Here is a 17,278-nt window from a genome sequence, read left to right as displayed (position 1 = left end):
TCGTGGTCACGCCCTCGCGGGGGTCGGATTCCAGTGCGGGTCGCGGCCGGTGCGCGAGAGCAGGTCGTCGAACGGCGAGGCGTTCTCGGCGGTGGGGACGGGCTCGGCGAAGACCTTCATCTCGCGCGCGGTCACGGCCATCGTGTCGACGAGTTCGCGCAACGCGGGGATCACCCGCGGGGGCGGTGTGTACTCCCGGCCGGTGGCGCGGGCGAGATCCCACGCGTGCACGGTCAGGTCGAGGAGCGCCATGCACCCCACGATCCGCGCGGGCAGGCCCATGCCGCCCGACATGCCCTCCTCGGCACCGGGCGCCGCCCACGCCGCGACGAGCCGGGTCGTCTCGGCCTCGAAGCCCGCCCGCCATTCGCCGACCAGGAAGTCGGGAGTCGTGGAGAAGTCCGCCGATTCCCTGGCGGCCAGGGCCTGGAAGTTCACGACCACGTGGTAGAGGTGATTGAGCAGGTCGCGCACCTGGTAGTCGGCGCAGGGCGTGGGCAGGCGCAACTCCTCGTCGGTGATCGCGCCGATCACCGCGACCGCCTCGCGGGAAGCGTGCCGGAGGAGCTCGCTGATCGTTTCGGTCATGCGTGAACACTAGGCGCGGGTCTGCCGGCACGGATTGAACAAACGCGACACGTGTCGTCGTCGCGGCGGGCCGACGGCGTCGGTCGGTACGCCCTCCCGGCGAGCGTCCCGCGCCGGCGGGGCGGCCCGGACGCCCGATCGTCACCGGGAGTTCACTCGTGCGCGTATCCCGTGACAGTGCTTCGGTCGTAACGTACCCACTGGTAACGCCAGTCGCATGCGGCGGTTCCGGCCGTCGCCGGAAGGGAGTACGACATGGATCGGCGTACATTCCTGCGGGGCACGGCCGTCGGAACGGGCGGGCTGGTGCTCGGTGGCTCGCTGTGGGCGTCCGCCGCGCACGCGGGCCCCGCGCAGCCGGGCACCGGGCCCTACGGCGCGCTCTCGCTGCCGGACGCCAACGGCGTACGGCTGCCGGCCGGGTTCACCTCGCGCGTGGTGGCCAAGAGCGGACGGTTGGTCACGGGAACCACCCACCTGTGGCACGGAGCCCCGGACGGCGGTGCCTGCTTCCGGGACGGAGCCGGGTGGATCTACGTCTCCAACTCCGAACTCCCGCTGGTGGGTGGGGTCTCGGCACTGCGCTTCGCCGCGGACGGGAGCATCGTCGGCGCCTATTCCATCCTCGGCGGCTCGAACGTGAACTGCGCGGGCGGGGCCACACCGTGGGGAACGTGGCTCTCGTGTGAGGAGATCGCGTTCGGGCGGGTGTGGGAGACCGACCCGTACGGCCGCACCGGAGCGGTCAAGCGCGACGCCATGGGGCGCTTCAAGCACGAGGCCGCCGCCGCCGACCCGGACCGTCGCGTGATCTACCTGACCGAGGACGAATCCGACGGCTGCTTCTACCGATTCACCCCCGACACGTGGGGCGACCTCTCGCGCGGACGCCTGGACGTGCTGTGCGCCCCGGCCGCGCCGGTGACCGGTCCGGTGACCTGGCGGACCGTACCCCGACCCGGCGACTGGCTTGCCGGAACGCGCAACCAGGTCGCCGAGGCACGCCGCTTCAAGGGCGGCGAGGGCGTGCACTACCGGGACGGACGGGTGTGGTTCACCACCAAGGGCGACAACCGGGTGTGGGTGTACGACGCGGCGACGGGCGTACTGGACATCGCGTACGACGACGACCTGGTGCCCGCCGGGTCCGCGCCGCTGACCGGGGTGGACAACATCACCGGGCGGCCCAACGGCGACCTGTTCGTCGCCGAGGACGGCGGTGACCTGCAGATCTGCCTGATCACCCCGGACGACACGGTCGCGCCGTTCCTCCAGGTGACCGGCCACGACGGCTCCGAGATCACCGGCCCGGCGTTCTCCCCCGACGGGCGGCGGTTGTACCTCTCCTCCCAGCGCGGCACCTCCAACTCCCCGGCGGCCGGAGTGACGTTCGAGGTGACGGGGCCCTTCCGCGACGCGGGTTGACACTTGCGGTGCGGGGCTGTTCGGCCCCGAAGCGGGAACGGGCGGGCGAGCGAGCCCGGAGCGGCGGCCGCCGCCCGTCCCCGCTGCCGTCACCGGTGTTGTGGACCCGATGGCGGACGAGGTCGCGGGATCGGGGATGGTGAACCCATTCAGCGCGGCCGGCCGGCGGTGCGGGTGGGCACAGGGTGGAGATCGGGCGCAGTGCAGGGGCGGTAGTAGCGCTTCGTTTCTACGTCCCTCGTAGTACGCGACGTCAAGCCCTGCGGGGGAGTCGTGACGGTGATCCGGCCGCAATACTTTCTAGAGTCAGACCCATACACCAAACTTTCGCGGACCCCGGGTCGGTGGAGCATTCACCGCCCAGTCAGGAGACTCGCCGCATGCAGCATCCGCACCGTCGGCCCGGCACCCACGACGACCGCCCGGTGGACCGCCGGCGTCCGTCGACTGCCCGGTCGTTCGGCGGACGCTGTCCGGCCTGACCCGGATCCGCCTCGTTCCACGCCCGACCCGATCGCTTCACCGACGCGCGGCACCCGCTCCAGTGGTGTGCCGCGCCCGGACTCCCGCCCAGCGTGGTGAGTCCTCCCTTGCCTTGATCCCTCGTACCGCAGTTCCCGGCACGTCCGTATGCCTTGCCTCGGCGCGCCGACACTTCCGCGTTCCGCCCGATCGGCGATGCCTGCCGCCCCGGGCCGGGCCCGCGGGCCGTTGTCGACCCCTCGACCGACCCGGAGATCCGTTTCCATGGCTACCTTCCTGTATCGACTCGGGCGCTTGACGTTCCGCCGGAGGCGACTCGCCCTGCTGATCTGGGTGGCGATCCTCGTCGCCGTCGGCGTGGGTGCCGCATCCGCCTCCAAGCCCGCCGCCAAGCCGTTCTCGATCCCCGGGATCGAGGCACAGAAGGCCCTCGACCTGCTCGAGGAGCGCAGTCCGGACTCCGGAGGTGGCGGGGCCACCGCACGCATCGTCTTCCGGGCCCCCGACGGGCAGCGGATCGACGCCCCGCAGAACAAGGCCGGCGTCGAGAAGACGATGGGCGCACTGCGCGGCACCCAGGAGATCGCCGACGCCTCCGACCCGTTCTCGGCCGCGACGCTGAGCGCCGACGGCAGGACCGCGTACGCGACGGTGGACTACCTGGTCGGGGCCGACCTGCTCAAGGACTCGTCCCGCGACATCCTCAAGGGCGCCGTGAAGCAGGGCCAGAGCGCGGGGCTGACCGTCGAGGTGGGCGGCGACGCGCTGGTCGCCGAGTCGAGCGTGGGCAACGGCGAGATCATCGGTGTGGGGGTGGCGGCCGTCGTGCTCGCGATCACCTTCGGTGCGATGATCGCCGCCGGGCTGCCGCTGCTCACCGCGATCCTCGGGGTCGGCATCGGCATAGCCGGGATCACCGCGGTGGCCGGCATCTTCGACCTCTCCGAGAGCACGTCCACGCTGGCGATGATGATCGGTCTCGCGGTCGGCATCGACTACGCGCTGTTCATCGTCTCCCGATACCGCACCGAGCTGAGGCTGGGGCGTGAACCGGAGGAGGCCGCCGGGCGGGCCGTGGGCACCGCGGGTTCGGCGGTCGTCTTCGCCGGGCTCACCGTCGTCATCGCGCTGTCCGGCCTGGCCGTGGTGAACATCCCGGTGCTCACCGAGATGGGTCTGGCCGCGGCCTTCACCGTCGTGATCGCCGTCCTCGTGGCGCTGACCTTCGTGCCGGCGCTGCTGGGCTTCGCCGGCAAGCGCATCTTCGGCCGCAAGGACCGCAAGCGCGCGGCCAACCACGAGGCCGGTCTCGGTCACAGCCAGGACAAGTCGAACATGGGCTCGCGTTGGGCCCGCTTCGTACTGCGCCACCCGGTGGCCGTACTGCTGTTCTCCGTGGTCGGGCTCGGCGCCGTCGCGCTGCCCGCGGCGAGCATGAACCTCGGCCTGCCGGACGACAGCGCGCAGCCGACCAGCACCACGCAGCGCCAGGCGTACGACATGCTCGCCGAGAGCTTCGGCCCCGGGTTCAACGGTCCGCTGATGCTGGTCGTGGACACCGCCAAGAGCAAGGACAGCCCGTCCGCCGCCGAGGCGGTCCGCCGACAGGTGGAGGCCCTCAAGGGCAAGGGCGTCGCGTCCGTCGGTGCCGTCGCCTTCAACGACGCCGGCAACCTGGCCACCATCCAGGTCACGCCGACGACCAAGCCGAGCGACCCGAAGACCGAGACGCTCGTCCACGACATCCGCTCCACCGTCAAGAAGGCCGACTCCGTGAGCGGGTCGAAGACGCTGGTCAGCGGTACCCCCGCGTTGAACATCGACTTCTCGCAGAAGCTCAACGACGCGCTGCTCCCGTACCTGATCCTCGTGGTCGGGCTCGCCTTCCTGCTGCTGATCGCGGTGTTCCGGTCGATCCTGGTGCCGCTCAAGGCAGCCCTCGGATTCCTGTTGTCGGTCGCCGCGGCGCTCGGCTCGGTGGTCATGGTCTTCCAGTACGGCTGGCTGAACGAACTGTTCGGTGTCGAACAGACCGGCCCGATCATGAGCATGATGCCGATCTTCCTGATCGGCGTGGTGTTCGGCCTGGCGATGGACTACGAGGTCTTCCTCGTCACCGGAATGCGTGAGGCGTTCGTGCACGGCGAGAGCCCGCGTGAGTCGATCGTCAGCGGCTTCAAGCACGGCGCACGCGTGGTCACCGCCGCGGCGATCATCATGATCGCGGTCTTCGCCGGCTTCATCGGGGCCACCGACTCGATGATCAAGATGATCGGTTTCGGCCTCGCCGCGGCCGTGTTCCTGGACGCCTTCGTGGTACGCATGGCGGTCGTCCCGGCCGTGCTCGCCCTGCTGGGCAAGTCCGCGTGGTGGCTGCCGAAGTGGCTCGACCGCATCCTGCCGAACGTCGACGTGGAGGGCGAGAGTCTGCGGAAGCACATCGACGCCCGGGCCGCGGACAACGCCGGGGAGGAAGTACCGGGCCCCGACCTGGTGAAGGTCCACTGACGGGGCCCCGAGGCGACCGACACCCGCCGTGCTGCCGATGTGCAGCACGGCGGGTGTCTGTGGTTCGAGGGAGTTATCGCTTATAACGAACGGCAAGTCGTTTAAGGAGGCTCGGCGGTGCGGATCCTTCGGATCCGATGCGGCGGGGCGGTGGCGCTCGCCGTTTCCCACCTTTTAAGCCACCGGACTCTGTACCCGCGGGGCGACGCGGGGTTCACTCGAAGTACGGCCCGGTCGGCACGTCCCGACGCCCGGTGCCCGCACCGAACGGACAGGAGAAGCCTCATGGTTCGACCCCTGATCCTCACCCGCAGGGCCCCCGCGCCCGCCCCCGCCGGCGGCAGGCACCGCCGGCCGCTGCCCGAGCACCGCTTCGACCCCGACCTCGGCCTCAACGTCGTCGCCGACGGAACACCGCTGATCCACGTGGCCGACCCCGCCGCGATGGCGAACTACACCGGCACCCAGGAAGCGGGCCGCTGGAAGAAGGACGACTGACGACGCGCGCGTGATCGGTGTGCGCCCGACCGAAGTCGCCCCGTGGCAACGGCTCGGCGCGCCCGCCGATCACGCGCGCACCCGCGAGGATGTGACGATGGACCCGCTGCTCGCCGCCGCCCTGCGCCACCTGGGCATCGACGACCCCCCACGCCCGCTCACCCAGGACCACACCACGGCCTGGCGCGTCGGGCAGTGGAAGATCAAGACGGCGACCGAACCCGCCGACGCCGCACCGCTGTTGCACGAGGCCCACGCCGTCGCGCTCCTCCACGCCCGAGGCCTGCACCCCGTCGACGCCACCAGCGGACGCCTCGCCCAAGGCGCGTGGACCGCAATCCCCTGGCGTTCGGGCACCACCCTGTGGGACTGGGGCCGAGCCGCCCGCGAAACCCCGACACCCGAGCACGGCCGGTGGCTCCGCGCCATCGCCCACCACGCGTTCACCGCCCTCCACCGACTCCACGCCGCGGGATGGCGCCACGGCGACGTACAACCGGCCAACATCCTGGTCACCCCGGACGGTGCCGTCGAGTTCATCGACCACGACCTCAGCCACCACCGCCACGACCTCCCCCTGCCGGGCCCCTACCGAGGCGGCATGGACCAATCCACGGCCCCCGAGATCGCCCGCGAACTCCTCGGCACCGAACCCGACGTCGACATCACCCTCACCACCGCCGCCGAGATCTACAGCCTCGGCGCGTCGCTGCGCTGGGCGTGGACCGGCCACGCCCCCGCCACCACCCGCCTGCTCGGCCCCGACGTCACCCCCCGAGACATCCTCGAGGACATCGCCACAGGCCGACACCGCCCACCCCTGTCCCCCGAACTGCCCTGGCCCGACCCCGAACTGGAGAACCTGATCGAGGCGACGACGACCCCGGACCCGAGCCGACGAAGCACGAGTGCCACTTCCACGGAAAACCCCACGCACGGGCGGTGAAGCCGCTGCTTCGCCGCGCCCGCGTCCTTGCGGACCACGGGTAGCGCGGTCTGCACCCTGTGTGCCGATCAGGAATGAGAAGCGCCGGTCGCGGTGCCGGATCCAGCGTGATGGTCAACCCGCCCCACCGGCGCCGACGGACTCCGTCGGACCGGGGGTGGGTCGGTCTCGAGTCGGTGGGTGGGGCTGTCGTGCCGGTCGGGGGCGCTGGGGGACTACCGGACCGATGCATGGGTCTCGGGGGTGTGCGGCTTGGTGGACACGATGCCGGGGCGTCCGGCCAACGCCGAGGTCACCGCTGTGACCGTGGTGGGGTCCTTGAGCTTGACCCGGAAGGATTCCGGGAGTTGGTCGGCGGTGATGACGTCGGCGAGGGGCGAGTTCGGGTTCTGCGCGCGAAACAGCTCCCATGCCTGTTGCCGGTTCTCGAAGTACACCTGCTCGACCTGCGGCATGGCCTCGAGCGCGGCGAGGATCTCCTCGCGCCGGGCAGGGGTGGCGGCGCCGTCGGAGCAGCCGCCGGTCCTCGGGTCCGAGACCTGGCACAGGAAAACCGTCAGGTCCGCCTTGCCGGCCCAATAGTCGACGCCCGGTGGCAGGTTGTCCGGGCCCCAGGTGGGGGCCTTCTCGTTCGCGCCGGCCGATCCGGGCCCGGCCGATCCGGGCCCGGCCGATCCGGGCCCGGCTGATCCGGGCCCGGCCGACCCGGCGACTGCCGAGGGCGCCGACTCCGCCTGTTTCGGGTGCGATTTCCCGCCATCGCCGTCGGAGCACCCGACTGCCGTCGTGATCGACAGCAGTGCCGCCGCACATCCGACGCCGACCCCGCCGGCGCGCGATGTGATCCGATAGGTCATGTCCGCCCCCGTCGTGAACGTCCCGCCCCCGAGCGTAGTCGGCGGCGCCCGCACCGAGCGGCCGGTCGTCCGTCCGCGCGACGCCTGATCGACCACCGCCGATCAGTGGACGGCCGCCGCCACGTAGGCGGTCGGCCCGTCGCGGACCAGGGGTCGCTTTCCGGCCGGTGGGGCCCGAGGCGGTGTGTGCGATGGATCGAGTGAAACTCGTGGGTGATTTCGCGGGAGGGCGTGTCGGCACGTCCGGACGGCTCGTTTGTCCTTGCGACATGATCGCCCCGAGTTCAGGGAAGCCATGACCTTCGGCAGAGAAGAGCCGTCCTTCGTCGCGGCACGAGACAACGACACGAGTTCGCGGATCCGTTTCGGCACGGAACGGCGATACCCGAGGTGGGCCGTACCCACGACGCTCGTCGGCTTCGGCGCCGTCGAGTGCGCGGGGGACCGGCCTGCGCCGACGGTCGCATGGGGGCGACGATGAAGGCTGCCGTCCCGGCGTCGGGTGAGCGGGACCCGGGGTCGAGTGAAGGGGCGGCGGCCGAGGTCGCCGCGGTTCCGTCGCAGGGTGCGCAGCAGTCGGTGGCGAGCGGGCGGAACGCGATCGAGGTGCTGCGCACCCACGCCGATCATCCGAGTGCCTTCCTGGCGGTCAATTCCCGGACCCGGCACTACTACGGGCGCGGCGTTCCCGGGCTCGTCGCCTTTCGGCCGGGCTACCCGCATCACATCCAGTTCGCCGGACCCTTCGCGGCGCCCGCGGACCGAGGACGCCTGCTGGACGAGTATCTGCACATGCTCGGCCACGGCCCGGGCCGGCCGAGGTCGCTGACCGCGGTTCAGCTTCGCTCCCACGACATCGCCGTCTACGCCGACCGCGGATTCGTGATCAACCAACTCGGTGTCTCGTACGGCATCGACCTGTCCCGCTTCACGCTGCGTGGCAAGGCCCTGGCCAAGGTCCGCCAGAACGTCTCCCGGGCCCGGCGGGAGGGGGTCACCGTCACGGAGGTGGGATCCGAAGCCCTGCCCGATCGACGCACCCTGGACGACATCGACCGGGAGTGGCTGCGCGACAAGGGACGCTACGTGCGGCAATTGGCGTTCATGGTCGGCGAACACGGCGGGATCGGCCGGACGCTGCGCCGCACGTTCGTAGCGCGCCACCGCGGGACGACCGTTGCCTACATCACGTACGCGCCGGCCTGGGGGAGTCGACCGGGGTGGTTGTGCGATCTCTCCCGACGTCGTCCGCAAGCCCCGGTCGGCACCCACGAGTTGATCAACCTCACCGCGTTGAGTCGTTTCACCGAGGAGGGTGCGGGCTGGTTGCATCTCGGGCTCGCGCCGTTCGTCGGGCTGGCGGACGAGCACGAACCGCCCTGTGCCTCGGGTTTCCTCGGATGGGCGATCCGGCAGGGGGCGAGGCCCGGGCGCGAACTCTACCCGGCGAGGACGCAGGCGGCCTTCAAGCTCAAGTGGGCCCCGCACGTGTGTGAACCCGAGTACCTGGCTTTCCAGGATCGTGTTCGTGTGGCAGCGGTGTGGCGTCTGCTGCGGGCAACCCGGGTGTTGTGATCGGTTGTCCGTGACGTCTCGGTGGGTTCGCGGCGGCGTGGGCCCACCGGAGCCGGCCCCGTGGGATCGGAACGAGGTGCCGTGTGCCGGCCCCGGCTCGACTCGACCCGGCCGGGACGGACACGGACATCGGTGTGCTCCTGGAGTACACCGGGGACAACGGCCTGGTCCTCGGCGCGCACATCGGTTGCCGGCCCCGCTCCGATCCCGACGCCCACGCGACGTACTTCACCGGGACGTTCGCCGAGAACGGGGGAGGATGGCAACTCGACGCCGAGATGATCGCGGGCGATCCGGTGCGATTCGGCGACCTGCTACACCTGCTCGGCGCCGACGGTGCTCCACAACGACCGGATGTCTGCCCGACGAGGCCCTGACGTTCCACCCGACGGGAACCCACCGACGGCGGCCGGCACCGGGCAACGGCGGTCGACAGCACGGGTGTTCGCACCCACGGCCCGGCGCTCGGGCTCCGGCGCCCCGATACCACGAAGCCCGGGATTCCCCAAGGCTGTTGTGCCCACCGCTCGGTTGCGTAATGTGATTGTCGGGCAACCAACGGTACTCGATCTCTGTGCAGTTGCGCCGGTACCTCACGGTCGTGACTCGGACCGGGCGCCTCCCGAGGCGGCGAGCGGTGTGCCGCGGGTGTGGCGGGCGTCCCCCGGAAGCCGTCGGACGACAGGGGGAGTGGGCGTATGGGTGGGGACGCGTGGGACGACCTGCCGGTGGACGCGGTGCCGGCGCTCACCTCGGCGTCGTTGCGGCTGGTCTTTCCCACCGGGAAGGGAAAGGTGGAGCTCGGCCTGTCGCTGGCCGGCACCGCCCTGGAACGGGAATGGCAGGTGGGCGTGGCGTCGGCCTGCGACCCGGAGTGCGCGGGCGGCCCACCGCTGACCAGGATCGCGCTCGAGGACGCGGCCGCGACCGCCGACGTCCTCACGCTCGCGGTCAACCTCACTCCCAACCCGGACACCGTGACACCCCCGGGCAACTACGCGATCACCCCGGCGGTCACGGTCACCGAGGCCCGGATCGACGCGAATTCGCCGTTCCACATCCTGGTCACCGCCGAGTTCAAGGTCGACCACGAGTACCAAGTCACCGTGCACGGCCTGGAATCGGAGATCGGCACGGGCGTGGACCCGGAACACGACACACTTCGCTTCACTCCGCGGGCACCCGCGATCGAGGGTTAGCACGGACGTCGGCGGTTTCGGGGCTACCGCGCCCTCCAGGGGCGATCCCCGACAACTCCACCGCCGAATGGGGCAATTGCTCCGGGGCGAGATCAGGGGTCGCGTCCTCCTCGCCGACGATCCGCGGGGATGTCGTACGGCCGCAGACTGGTCGGCGACATCCCCACGGACCTCGGGAGCAGCCGACGCACGCGCCCGCTACGGCTACGGCACGGTGATCGCCGCGACCCCCGACCTCAGGCGCACCCTGGTCTTCTCGGTCGGCTCCACGGACGCGAAGGGCGAGTCGATGAACGCGGTCGCCCAACGGATCGTCCTGGCGGCTCTTGCGCGCCGGCGGTAGGGGTCGCAGTCGCGGCCGACCGGCGGGGCGATGCCGCACCGGCGGGGTCGGTCGGGCCGACCCGACGGGTCAGCGCTGGATTCTCGGCCCCGAGCCCGTCGACCCGCGCACGATGAGTTCGGGGCGGAAGACGAACTCCGACCGAGGCGCCGGGATGCCGGCCAACTCGTCGAAGAGCGCGCGGACCGCCGCCAGTCCGATGGCCTGCACCGGCTGGCGGATGGTGGTCAGCGGCGGGTCGGTATACGCGATGAACGGCGAGTCGTCGAAGCCGATCACCGAGACGTCGTGCGGGACCGAGAGGCCGCGCTCGCGAATCGTGGTGATCGCGCCCAGGGCCATCACATCGCTCCCGCAGACCAGGGCGGTGGCGTTTTGGTCGAGCAGCGTCCGGGCGCCGGCGGCACCACCCTCGAAGGAGAAGATGGTGTTCTCCAGAAGGGCGTCGTCCTCGTCGGTGCCCAGGAGCTCGGCCATCGTCCGCAGGAAGCCCTCGGCCTTGCGGATGACCGGCACGAATCGGCGCGGCCCGGACAGCAGGCCTATCCTCTCGTGCCCGAGCTCGACGAGATGGCTGACCGCGAGCCGCATCGCGAGCCGGTCGTCGGTGGAGAGAAAGGGCGCGTCCACGCCCTCCGCGTAGCCGTTGATCATCACCATCGGCACGTTCTCGGCCGACAACTTCGTGTAGCGCTCGACACCCGCCGTGGTGTCGGCGTGCATGCCGGAGACGAAGATGATCCCGGAGACCCCGCGCTCGATGAGCAGGTGGGTGAACTCGTCCTCGGTCGCCCCGCCGGGGGTCTGCGTGCACAGCACCGGGGTGAACTCGCGCTGGGTCAGCGCGCTTTCGATGACCTGCGCGAACGCGGGGAAGATCGGGTTGTCGAGCTCGGGCGTGATCAGCCCCACGAGGCCGGCGCTGCGCCGACGCAACCGGGTCGGCCGCTCGTAGCCCAGCAGGTCCAAGGCGGCCAGGACGACCCGCCGGGTGGCCGCGGACACGCCGGGCTTGCCGTTGAGGACGCGACTGACCGTGGCCTCGCTCACACCTGCCTGAGCAGCGATGTCGGAAAGCCTGGGGGTCATGGGAGATGACTCTAGTTGACCGGACGAAGGGAAAGTCATGTCGGGGAAATCCTCCTGCTGCGACACAGGTGACGGGTCGTCAGCACGCTGCGGGGCGAAGGGCGGGACGCCGCCCGCGAAGGCGGGGCGGATCGTACCGGCGGCGGACCGGGCGTCACGCGGCCCGCCCGGACGGCCACCCGGATGGTGATCGCGACGAACGGAAAAGGTACGGCTGGGCACCGGCGGCCCGGCCCGCCGAGGTCACCGTCGGCGGCGCCGTGCCCGCACACGGTGCCGCCGAGCGGTGCACGACTCACTCGGCCGTCCGCTCCCACCACACCGCGGTGTCGGCCGGCAGCAGCACGCCGCCCGCTTCGGCCGCGACCAGGGGCGCACCGGCGAGCAGTTGCCGGCCGTACGCGGGGATCGTCACCGGCGCGTCGCCGAAGTTGACCACGCACACGAACTCGGCGCCGCGCTCGAAGGCGAGGCAGCCGTCCGGCGCGTCGATCCAGCGCAGCGTTCCGCCGCCCAGCCCCGGCAGGGCGCGGCGCAGGCGCAGGGCCTCGCGGTACAACTCCAGCATCGAGTCGGGTCGGCCGCGCTGGGCCTGCACGCTCAGGCCCTGCCAGTCGGCCGGTACCGGCAGCCAGCTTTGGCGCGACCCGGGCGGACCGAAGCCGAACGGCGCCTCGGTGCCGTCCCACGGGATCGGCACCCGGCAGCCGTCGCGACCGCGGTCGGTGTGGCCGGACCGTTCCCACTGCGGGTCCTGGAGGACCTCGTCGGGCAGGTCGGTGACCTCGGGAAGGCCGAGTTCCTCGCCCTGGTAGAGGTAGGCGGAGCCGGGCAGCGCGAGGGTGAGCAGCACCGCGGCGCGGGCCCGGGCCTGCCCGAGCGGCCCGCCGCCGTAGCGGGTGACGTGTCGTTGCACGTCGTGATTGGAGAGCACCCAGGTGGCGGGCGCGCCGACGTCGGCGACGGCGGCGAGCGAGTCGTCGACCACCGCGCGGAAGGCCGGTGCCGACCAATCGGTGCCCAGGTAGTGGAAGTTGAAGGCCTGGTGCAACTCGTCCGGGCGCAGGTACAGCGCGAGCCGCGCGGCATCGGGCACCCATGCCTCGGCGACCGCGACCCGATCGCCGGGGTAGGTGTCGAGCAGGGCCCGCCAGTCGCGGTAGATCTCGTGGACCTCGTCGCGGTCGAAGTACGGCAGGGCCTGCGTGCCGAGCAGGGAGATCTGCCGGTCGTGTCCGATGTCGGCGAGCGTGGGTTCCTTGAACATGCCGTGTGCGACGTCGATCCGGAAACCGTCCACGCCGAGGTTGAGCCAGAAGGCGAGGATGTCCAGGAACTCGGCGCGGACCTCGGGGTGGTGCCAGTTGAGGTCGGGCTGCTCGGGGGCGAACAGGTGCAGGTACCAGGAACCGTCGGGCACCCGGGTCCAGGCCGGGCCGCCGAAGACGGACTCCCAGTCGTTGGGCGGCAGTTCGCCGTCCGCGCCCCGACCGTCGCGGAACATGTAGCGCTCGCGCGCGGCGTCGCCCGGTGCGGCGGCGAGGGCCTCGCGGAACCAGGCGTGTCGGTCCGAGGTGTGGTTGGGCACGATGTCGACGATCACCCGCAGACCCAGTGCGTGCGCCTCGCGTACCAGGGCGTCGATGTCACCGAGGGTGCCCAGGGTCGGGTCGACCGCCCGGTAGTCGGCGACGTCGTAACCGCCGTCGGCCATCGGCGACGCGTAGAAGGGAGTGATCCACAGCGCGTCCACGCCCAGGTCGCGCAGGTAGGGCAGCCGGGTGCGGATGCCCAGCAGGTCGCCCACACCGTCGCCGTTGCCGTCGGCGAAGCTGCGCACGTACACCTGGTAGATGACCGCGTCCCGCCACCAGGGCCCGGGGTTGTCCCGGGTCCGCGATGGCTCGGGGAGAGTCAGGGGGAGGTTCATGGCTGTCCTGTCGTACGGTCGGGCTCACGGTGCGTTGCGGTGCGGTGTGTCGCGGTGCGACGCGGTGCGATGCGGTGAGGTGCGAAGGGATGGTGTCCGGGTGTGCGGCCGGTTCCCGGGGCCCGGTGCCGGGGTCAGGATTTGGTGCCGCCCGCGGTGAGGCCGGAGACCAGGTGTCGCTGGACGAAGAAGAAGACCAGCGCCGCGGGAATGGTGATGAGCACCGAGGCCGCGGTCATCAGGCCCCACTCGCTCTTGAACTGGCCCACCCAGGTGCTCAGGCCGACCGCGAGGGTGTAGTGCTTGCGGTCGTTCATGAAGGTCGTCGCGTAGGCGACCTCGCCCCACGCGGTGAGGAAGCTGTAGAACGCGGTCACCGCGAGGCCGGGCCGGGCCAGCGGCATGATCAGCCGCCAGAAGGTGCCGAACGGGGTCAGTCCGTCGACCCGTCCCGCCTCGTCGATCTCGCGCGGGATCGTGTCGAAGTAGCTCTTGAGCATCCAGGCGCAGAACGGCACGGCCACCGTGCAGTAGGCGAGGATCAGGCTGCCGTAGGTGTTGATCAGGTGCAGCTTCGCCATGATCGTGTACATCGGCACGATGAGCACGGCCACCGGGAACATCTGCACGACCAGGAAGGCCCACATCAGTGGTTTGTGGCCGGGGAATCGCATCCTGGACAGGGCGTAGCCGGCGCTCGCGGCGATGAACACGCCGAGCAGCGTGGTGCCGAGCGCGACCACGATCGAGTTGCCGAACCAGCGCACGAACGAGCCGTCGGAGAGCACGTCGCGGTAGTTGTCCAGGGACAGCCCGGCGAAGCTGCCCGGTTTTTGCCAGTCGTCGCCCGGCTTGAGCGAGGTCAGCGCAACCCACAGGACCGGGAAGATCCCGATCGCGCTCGCGATCAGGAGGGCGGTGTGCAGCGCGATCGAGGCGAGTCGGCCGCGTTCGCCGCGGGCCCGCCTGCGCGGCCGTGCGGTGGGTCGTCGGCCGGGCATGGTGGGCTCGGCCTGGGCGGATCGGGGTGTGGTGGTCGTGGTCATGCCGCCTGCCCCTTGCGGTCGAGGGTGCGACGGTAGGCGGTCGCGAACAGGATGAGCATCGACAGGATGATCGCCCCGTAGGTCGCGGCCCCGGCGTAGTCGCGGATGTTGGCGAACCCGAGCTTGTAGGCGAACGTCACCAGGATCTCCGTGGAGCCGAACGGCCCGCCCTCGGTGACCAGGTAGATGACGGCGAACTGGTTGAACGTCCAGATCACGCCGAGCAGGATGATCGTCGCGCTGATCGGGCGCAGGCCGGGCAGGGTGACGTAGCGGAAGCGCTGCCAGGGCGTGGCCCCGTCCATCTCGGCGGCCTCGTACTGCTCCTGGGGGATCGACTGGAGTCCGCCCAGGATCGCCACCATGTTGAACGGCACGCCGATCCAGACGTTGACCATGATCACGGCGATCTTGGCCGTGGTCGGCTGCCCGAGCCAGTCGACGGGGTCCATGCCCGCGCCGCCGAGGATCGAGTTGATCACGCCGTTGTCCTTGTTGAGCATCAGCCGCCACGCGAACGCGGAGACGAACGCGGGCACCGCCCACGGGACGACGAGCATGATCCGGTACATCCCGCTGAACCGGACCTTGCGGTTGAGCAGCACCGCGAGGCCCAGGCCGAGTGTGTAGTGCAGGACGACGCAGGAGACCGTCCAGATCATCGTCCACTGCAACTTCGGGTAGAAGTTGCCGTCGCTGCCGGAGAGCACGTTGCGGTAGTTCTTCAGGCCCACCCACTCGTAGGTGGCGGGGATGTGGTTGACCCCGATCGTGCGGCCCATGTTGGCCTCGTTGATGTCGGTCAACGAGTAGTAGAGCCCGCGGACGAGCGGGTATCCCACCAGCACACCCAGGACCAGGACGACCGGGAGCACCATGGCCCAGGCGTACCAGTGCGAGTCGTACGACCTGCGCAACCGGCGCAGGATCCGACGGAAGCGGCCCGCGGCGGGTTTGCGCGGTGTCTTGCCTTCGGGGACGGAGGGCGACCCGGGGGACTCCGGTGCCTCGATGGTGGTGGTCATGATGGTCCTGCCTCATAGCCTGCGACCGCACCGTCCGTGTTCCTGACGCAGCGTCAGCCACGGTGCGGTGCCTGGGGGTTGGGGCGGGTGGGCCCGGGGATCGAGCATGCGCCCACCCGTTCGACGTGCGCGGACCGCCGGACGTACGCGGAGGTCGGACGCGCCGGTCGGGACGTCGGGGGTCGGACTCGCCGGTCGGACGCGGGGCCGGATGCACCGGTCGGACACGGCGGTTCGGGCGTCTCCTCGGCCTGGGTGCGGGTGCGAGGAGACGCCCGTCGTCGCTACTTGAAGTCGGGCAGGATGCCCCGGGCCGCCTTGGCGACGTCGTCGAGACCGGCCTTGGTCGAGATCTGACCGCTGTAGATCTTCTCCATGGTCGTGTCCATCGGGTCGAACAGGTCGCTCGCGCGGGCCAGGGGCGGTCCCGGCACGGCGGTGTCGAGCGCGGCGCGGAAGGCGGTGATGGTGGGATCGGAGGAGACCGTGCCCATCGAGTACGCCTCGGTCCGGGTGGGCAACACGTGGTTCTTCTCCGCCGTGAACGCCTGGTTCTCCGGCCGGGTGAGGAACTCGACGAACAGGTAGGACGCGTCGAGGTTCTTCGAGCCCGCGTAGACGACCAGGTTGTGGCCGCCGGTGGGGGAGCCCGCCTTGCCGGTGCTGCCTGCGGGGACCGGGGCGATGCCCAGGTTGGCCTTGTCCGCGAAGGCCGGACCCTTGAGGTCGTCACCGATCGACCAGGGGCCGTTGATCATCATGGCCAGCTTGCCCTCCTTGAACATGGCCTGCATGTTCGAGTAGGCATCCTTGGTCACGTCGGTCACCGCCGCGCCGGAGTCGATCAGGTCCTTGCCGATGCCGATGGCCTTCTGCGCCTTGTCGTCGTTGACGGTGATCTTCTTCGCCTGCACGTCGACCAGCCCACCGCCCTCGCCGTAGATGAGCGGCAGCGCGTAGAAGCCCTGCGGCTTCATGAACACGCCCGCGTTCCCGGTCTTGGCCTTGACCGCGAGGCCCGCGGCCTTGACCTCGTCCCACGTGGCCGGCGGCTTGGTGATGCCGGCCTTCGCGAGCAGTTCCTTGTTGTAGAGCAGCGCGAGGGTGTCCGTCACGAGCGGGACGCCGTAGGTCTTCTGCTTGTACTGGGTGCTCGCGAACGAGCTGGGCAGGAAGCCCTCCCGGCGGTTCAGCGCGGGCGTGCCTTCGAGCGGCTGGAGGTACCCCAGCTCGGCGAAGGCCGGGTTCCAGCCGACGTCGGAGCGCAGCACGTCCGGTGCGCCGGTGCCGCCCTGGGCCGCGGTCTTGAACTTGTCGCGGGCGTCGTCGAACGGGACGTTCTCGTACTTGATCTTGATCTTGGGGTACGCCGCCTCGAACTTGGCTATCAGTTCCTTGTAGGCGGGCGCCTCGCTGGTGGAGTCGGAGGTGTCCCACCAGGTCACCGTGCCGGACACCGCCGCGGGGTCCTTGGCCGCCGCGGGCTGTCCGCCCTTGGCGCCGCCATCGTCACCGCCACATGCGGTGAGCGTGAGCGTGAGCGCCGCGGCTGCGGCCGCCGCGGAAATGCTCCGTCGCATCTGCACTCCTCGGGAATGGGTCCGGCCACCGGGGCATCGGACCGTCCGTTGGCCGGGGCGGCCACCGGACTGCGGGAAGGAACGTAGCAACGGGAGGTCCTTCAGTGGAAGAGCTTGCAAGATATTTCCGCAACGGTTTGCGGATTGCCGTCGGGTGAGTGCGTCGGGTGTCGGGAAGGTCGCGTG

General features: G+C 70.6%; 14 protein-coding genes and 1 pseudogene. 8 read left to right on the top strand and 7 right to left on the bottom strand.

Features of this window, described 5'->3' with window-relative positions; genetic code table 11:
- Positions 1-6: 6 nt before the first annotated feature.
- On the bottom strand, positions 7-588 hold the full coding sequence (locus OG948_RS41700; RefSeq protein ID WP_331770187.1) for a TIGR03086 family metal-binding protein: 582 nt from the start codon (positions 586-588) through the stop codon (positions 7-9).
- Between the two features lie 255 nt (positions 589-843).
- On the opposite strand from OG948_RS41700, the gene OG948_RS41695 reads away from it, so the two are divergent.
- The 4 genes from OG948_RS41695 (at position 844) to OG948_RS41680 (ending at position 6,448) form a co-directional block, all read left to right on the top strand.
- Positions 844-2,013, top strand: a complete 1,170-nt coding sequence (locus tag OG948_RS41695) for an alkaline phosphatase PhoX (RefSeq protein WP_331770186.1) — start codon at positions 844-846, stop codon at positions 2,011-2,013.
- Between the two features lie 747 nt (positions 2,014-2,760).
- Complete coding sequence (locus OG948_RS41690; protein ID WP_331770185.1) at positions 2,761-5,004, top strand: MMPL family transporter; 2,244 nt, start codon at positions 2,761-2,763, stop codon at positions 5,002-5,004.
- Between the two features lie 285 nt (positions 5,005-5,289).
- The gene (locus OG948_RS41685) at positions 5,290-5,502 is read left to right on the top strand and encodes a hypothetical protein (RefSeq protein WP_331770184.1); all 213 of its coding nucleotides are present in this window, start codon (positions 5,290-5,292) and stop codon (positions 5,500-5,502) included.
- Positions 5,503-5,512: 10 nt separating this feature from the next.
- On the top strand, positions 5,513-6,448 hold the full coding sequence (locus OG948_RS41680; protein ID WP_331770183.1) for a hypothetical protein: 936 nt from the start codon (positions 5,513-5,515) through the stop codon (positions 6,446-6,448).
- Between the two features lie 215 nt (positions 6,449-6,663).
- Here OG948_RS41680 and OG948_RS41675 read toward each other — a convergent pair whose 3' ends face one another.
- Positions 6,664-7,305: a permease-like cell division protein FtsX gene (locus tag OG948_RS41675; protein ID WP_331770182.1), complete on the bottom strand. Its 642-nt coding sequence runs from the start codon at positions 7,303-7,305 to the stop codon at positions 6,664-6,666.
- Between the two features lie 477 nt (positions 7,306-7,782).
- On the opposite strand from OG948_RS41675, the gene OG948_RS41670 reads away from it, so the two are divergent.
- The 4 genes and pseudogenes from OG948_RS41670 to OG948_RS41655 all read left to right on the top strand — a co-directional run.
- Positions 7,783-8,880: a DUF2156 domain-containing protein gene (locus tag OG948_RS41670; RefSeq protein WP_331770181.1), complete on the top strand. Its 1,098-nt coding sequence runs from the start codon at positions 7,783-7,785 to the stop codon at positions 8,878-8,880.
- A gap of 83 nt (positions 8,881-8,963) precedes the next feature.
- Positions 8,964-9,257, top strand: a complete 294-nt coding sequence (locus OG948_RS41665) for a hypothetical protein (protein WP_331770180.1) — start codon at positions 8,964-8,966, stop codon at positions 9,255-9,257.
- A gap of 321 nt (positions 9,258-9,578) precedes the next feature.
- Positions 9,579-10,079 (top strand): hypothetical protein, encoded by a 501-nt coding sequence (locus OG948_RS41660; protein WP_331770179.1) that lies wholly within the window; start codon positions 9,579-9,581, stop codon positions 10,077-10,079.
- 193 nt (positions 10,080-10,272) lie between these two features.
- Positions 10,273-10,422 (top strand): annotated as a pseudogene (locus OG948_RS41655) (peptidase); the annotation flags it as partial.
- 69 nt (positions 10,423-10,491) lie between these two features.
- Here OG948_RS41655 and OG948_RS41650 read toward each other — a convergent pair.
- The 5 genes from OG948_RS41650 to OG948_RS41630 all read right to left on the bottom strand — a co-directional run bounded on the left by OG948_RS41650 (position 10,492) and on the right by OG948_RS41630 (position 17,092).
- Positions 10,492-11,511, bottom strand: coding sequence for a LacI family DNA-binding transcriptional regulator (locus tag OG948_RS41650; RefSeq protein ID WP_331770178.1), 1,020 nt, complete (start codon positions 11,509-11,511; stop codon positions 10,492-10,494).
- Positions 11,512-11,806: 295 nt separating this feature from the next.
- A complete protein-coding gene (locus tag OG948_RS41645; protein ID WP_331770177.1) occupies positions 11,807-13,441 on the bottom strand; it encodes a glycoside hydrolase family 13 protein in 1,635 nt (544 codons plus the stop codon).
- Positions 13,442-13,575: 134 nt separating this feature from the next.
- Positions 13,576-14,487: a carbohydrate ABC transporter permease gene (locus tag OG948_RS41640; protein ID WP_331770176.1), complete on the bottom strand. Its 912-nt coding sequence runs from the start codon at positions 14,485-14,487 to the stop codon at positions 13,576-13,578.
- Positions 14,484-15,512, bottom strand: coding sequence for a carbohydrate ABC transporter permease (locus OG948_RS41635; RefSeq protein WP_395860444.1), 1,029 nt, complete (start codon positions 15,510-15,512; stop codon positions 14,484-14,486). The genes OG948_RS41640 and OG948_RS41635 overlap by 4 nt, the downstream gene beginning before the upstream one ends.
- 284 nt (positions 15,513-15,796) lie before the next feature.
- Positions 15,797-17,092 (bottom strand): extracellular solute-binding protein, encoded by a 1,296-nt coding sequence (locus OG948_RS41630; protein WP_331770175.1) that lies wholly within the window; start codon positions 17,090-17,092, stop codon positions 15,797-15,799.
- Positions 17,093-17,278 lie beyond the last annotated feature (186 nt).

The sequence above is a fragment of the Embleya sp. NBC_00888 genome, assembly GCF_045207655.1.
GTDB lineage: Bacteria > Actinomycetota > Actinomycetes > Streptomycetales > Streptomycetaceae > Embleya.
Note: the sequence above shows the minus strand (reverse complement) of the source record. Positions and strands in the feature narration are given on the sequence as shown.